General features: G+C 73.4%; 3 protein-coding genes. 1 reads left to right on the top strand and 2 read right to left on the bottom strand.

Features of this window, described 5'->3' with window-relative positions; genetic code table 11:
* Positions 1–453 (top strand): hypothetical protein (locus tag D7X55_RS43690; RefSeq protein WP_158626478.1); only part of this gene is annotated, 453 nt, incomplete at its 5' end.
* Between the two features lie 12 nt (positions 454–465).
* On the opposite strand, the gene D7X55_RS36890 is transcribed toward D7X55_RS43690, so the two are convergent.
* Entirely contained in the window at positions 466–1,317 is an 852-nt protein-coding gene (locus tag D7X55_RS36890) for an outer membrane protein (RefSeq protein WP_233610293.1), read from the bottom strand.
* A 95-nt stretch (positions 1,318–1,412) separates the two neighbouring features.
* A complete protein-coding gene (locus D7X55_RS36885) occupies positions 1,413–4,082 on the bottom strand; it encodes an ATP-binding protein (protein ID WP_304988913.1) in 2,670 nt (889 codons plus the stop codon).
* Between the last annotated feature and the right edge of the window lie 28 nt (positions 4,083–4,110).

Below are 4,110 nucleotides of genomic sequence, written 5' to 3'. Positions count from 1 at the left end.
GCCCTGGAGGCCGCGAAGATCTTCGGCGCCCTGTCCCAGACGACGGGCAACATGCCGGCCTACCTCGACGAGAAGTCCACCCCCTACGTCCCGCCCAAGGAGGCCCCGCGCCGCCAGGCCCCCGTGGTGAACGAGCGGCCCCATGAGACGCGCCCCATGCAGGTGCGGACCAAGACGCGCGAAACGCTCGTGGGCTACGACATGGACATCTCGGAGGCGCTCCGGCAGGCGGAGCTGAAGCGCCGCGAGGAAGAGCTCGCCGCCCGGAAGCGCGACAAGAACAAGAAGAAGAAGCCCGCGAAGTCCGCGGGCGGCGCCAACCCGCTGGCGGGCCTGTGGCCCATCCCGCGGCAGTACCGCTTCTGGGCCATGCTCGCGGTGGTGGCCCTGGCGTGTGCCCTGGGCTTCGGCGTGATGTGGCTCTTCCTCAACGGCGGCGAAGGCGGCGGCTGAGCGCGCGCGCCTTCAGTCCAGCGCCGGCAGCCGGTACTGGACGCCCAGCGACACGGTGGCGGTGCTCAGCCAGTTGCTCGTGAAGCCGTCGCCGAACTCGTCGTCGTTGTCGTCGGACGTGCCTCGCGCGCCGCCGCCCAGGTAGCGCAGGTTGAGGAACACGTCGACCTGGTCGGTGATGCGCACGCCGCCGCGCAGGCTCGCGTCCAGCAGCGCCCCCGTCGTGGCCGAGTCGCTGTCGCCGTTGATGATGGCCGCCGGCGCGTAGCTGCCATCCGCCTCCAGCCCCACCCACCAGTTCGGCCCCAGCGGCCAGCGCACGCGCACCTTGAGCAGCGGCACGGGCCCCACGTCCCGGCTGGTGCGCCGCAGCGTCCCGTCCGCGGAGGTGAAGACGAACGTCGCGTTGCGAAGCTGGAGCGAGGCGCCCACGGACAGCTCCCGCTCCGCACCGCCGAGCAGGTCATAGAGGTAGCTGGCCCGGTAGAACGGGAACGCGTAGCGCACGTCCAGGTTCGTGCCCTCCGGGAACGTGAGCTCGTCAATCGTGACGTCCCGCCGCAGCACGACCTGCGTCTGGAGGTCCAGCGGCTGCACCAGGAACACCAGCGTGTGCCGCCCGTGCAGGGACAGCTCCGCGCTCAGGCGCACGAACGTGTAGAGGTTGTCCTGCCCGCCGTCCTCCGGGAAGCGGAAGATGGTCCCGTCGCTGCCCTGACGCAGGCTGTGCGCCAGCACGTCCAGGAAGCCCAGCTCTCCCACCGCGCGCAGCTCCACGCGAGGCGCGTCCTCCGCCGCGTGCGCGGACCCCGCCATCCCGAACAGCCACGCCACCATCCCTGCCACGGCTTGTGACCCGCGCATCGTCTGCCCCTGGGAAGTGCATCCTCGAGGCCGCCAGCAGACTCGGACCTGGACGCGCGAAGGGGATTTTCCAGCGCGGACTGTTCAGTCTTCCGTCACGCGCCCGTCAGCGGCAGGGGCGGCGCCACCGGCGGCTCCAGCGGCAGGAAGAGGCGGAAGATGGTGCCCTTGCCCGTCTCCGGCGTGTCCAGCGACACCAGGCCCACGTGCGAGTCGATGATGCGCTTCACCACCGCGAGCCCCAGGCCGGTGCCCTGGGCCTTGGTGGTGAAGAAGGGCTCGAAGACGCGCGCGCGCAGCTCCGCCGGGATGCCCGGCCCCGTGTCGCAGATCTCCACCTGCACGCCGGCCCGGTCCATCCACGCCTTGCGAGCCACCACGCGCAGCGTGCCGCCCTGCGCCCCCATGGCCTGCACGGCGTTGAGCGCCACGTTGAGGAAGCACTGGCGGATGAGCCGCTCGTCCACCGTCACCGCCGGCACGTCCTCCTCCATCACCCACTCCACCCGCACCTGGGACGGCGCGGTGCCGGCCACGTCGGAGAGCGCGCTGCTCACCGCCTCCTCCAGCAGCTGCGTCACCGACACCGGATACAGGTGCGGCGACGGAGGCCGCGCGAAGGTGAGCAGGTCCGCGACGATGCGGTTGAGCCGGTCCGCTTCCTCTCCCACGATGTCCACCAGCGGGATGGCCGGGCTCTCCGGGCCGATGATGCGGCGGATGGTGGCCACCGAGTTGAAGATGGCGCCCAGGGGGTTTCGCACCTCGTGGGCCACCACCGCGGACAGCTCGCCCAGCGCCACCAGGCGCTCGCGGTTCACCAGCTGCTCCTGCGCGCGCGCCAGCTCCGCGTAGCTCTGCTTCAAGTCCTCCACCAGCCGCGCGCCCTCCAGCGCCAGCGACAGCTGATTGGCGATGGCGTCCGCGCGCTCCAGCTCCGCGGCCGTGAAGCGGCGCGGCCGGCGCGTCTCCACCATCACCGCCACGCCCACCATCTGGTCGTGCACGGTCAGCGGCAGCACCATGTACGACTGGGCCTCCGCGGCGCTGCGCAGCTCGTCGTCCGCCCTCACCTCCAGCCGCGCGTCCTCGATGCGCAGCGGCTGGCGCGTGCGGTACACCTGCGCCGCCAGCGAGTTCGACGCCGCGTCCAGCGGCACCTGGCGTCCCACCAGCTCCGGGTGGCCGCCCGTCGCCGCGCGGATGGCCAGCCTTTCGCCCTGCGCATCCGGCAACAGCACGTACGCGTCCGGCACGTCCACGATGCGCGCCAGGCTGGTGACGCCCGTGGCCAGCAGCCGGTCCAGCTCCAGCGTGGCGGCCAGCGCCTTGCCCACCTCGTGCATCAGCGCCAGGTCCTCCGCGCGGCCGCGCACCTCGTCCAGCAGGCGGTGGGATTCGATGGCCGCCGCGAAGTGCGTGCCCATGGCCTGGAGCGTCTCCACCTCCAGCGCGGTGAGCCGGCGGCGCGCGTGGAACAGCACGCTCAACGTGCCCACGCCGCGCGAGCGCACCCGCAGCGGCACCGACACCAGCGTCTGGAACGACAGCGCCCGCAGCGCGTCGCGCGTGGGCGCGGGGCACGCCTCCGCGTCCAGCACCTGCACCGCGTCCGGCATCCCGCCCGGACGCGGCAGCGACCCCAGCCGGGCGCGGCGCACGCGCGCCACCGCGTCCTCGGACAGGCCGCGCGCGTACACGAGCTCCAGGGACTCGCCCGTCTCGTGCCGCGCGTCCGCGGGCAGCAGCAGGCACACCGCGTCACTGCCCAGGAGGCCGGAGATCTCCTCCGTGCCGGAGCCGAAGAAGGCGCGCGGGTGGGGCGCGGACGCGGCCTGGGACGCCAGCCGCCCCAGCGCGGTGAGCGCCGTCGCGCGCACGCTCAGCCGCTGGATGGTGCGCGCCGCGTCCAGCGCGGATGACACCTGCTGGCCGAACAGGCGCACCGCGGCCACGTCCTCTTCACTGAGCCAGTCCGCGGCCAGCACCAGCATGGCCATGGGCGCGTTCTCCACGTCGATGCGCACGCCCACCGCCCGGTGCGTCTCCACGCGCCGGAACACCGCCAGCACCGCGTCCATGCGCGCCTCGGACACGAAGCGGGACGCCTCCACGCCCAGGTCCTCCACCCACGCGTCGCCCTCGCGCCAGACGCGCACCAGCGCGGGCGCCCAGCCGCCCGGGGCCTCCACCCGCACGCGGCCTCCCAGCGCCGGCGCGTGCGGCACCAGCCGGGGGGACAGCCCCGCCACGGACAGCTCCACGCCCACGCCCCGGGGTGTCAGCCACGCGAAGCCCAGCTCCAGCGCCTCCAGCCCCCGGAACACCTCCTCGCGCACCGCGTCCTCGGAATGGAGCGCGCGCACCGTGCTGCCCAGCTCCGCCAGCCGCCGCAGCACCATTCTGCGCCGCACGCGGGAGGTGACGTCGCGCACCTGCACCACCCAATCCCGCGCGTTCGGGTGCACCGTCAGCTCCACGCGCAGCCCGTCGCTGCCCACCTGCAGCCACGCCTCGTAGGTGCCCGCCACCGGCGACGAGCCCAGCCGCCGCGCCAGCCGGTCCGCCGGGTCCTCCAGCGGGCCCGGCTCCGCCAGGAGCGCCGTCACCGGCCTCCCCACCAGCTGCTCCAGGGGAACGCCCATCAGGCGGGACATCGCCGCGTTGGCGTGGATGAGCAGGCCGTCCCGAAGCACGAACACGCCCAGGGGCATGTCGTCGAAGAGGCGGTACGCCGCCCCGGCTTCCTCGGGAACCGTCCCCACCCGACGGTTCGTGCGCTCTGTGCTCCTC

It is taken from the genome of Corallococcus sp. AB049A, assembly GCF_003668885.1.
Classification (GTDB): domain Bacteria; phylum Myxococcota; class Myxococcia; order Myxococcales; family Myxococcaceae; genus Corallococcus; species Corallococcus interemptor.
The sequence above is the reverse complement of the archived record's forward strand: the minus strand, read 5'-3'. Positions and strand labels throughout refer to the sequence as shown.

Excerpts from the sequence above, each read along its gene's own strand:
- D7X55_RS36890 (WP_233610293.1), bottom strand. The coding sequence starts at position 1,317 with ATGCGCGGGTCACAAGCCGTGGCAGGGATGGTGGCGTGGCTGTTCGGG.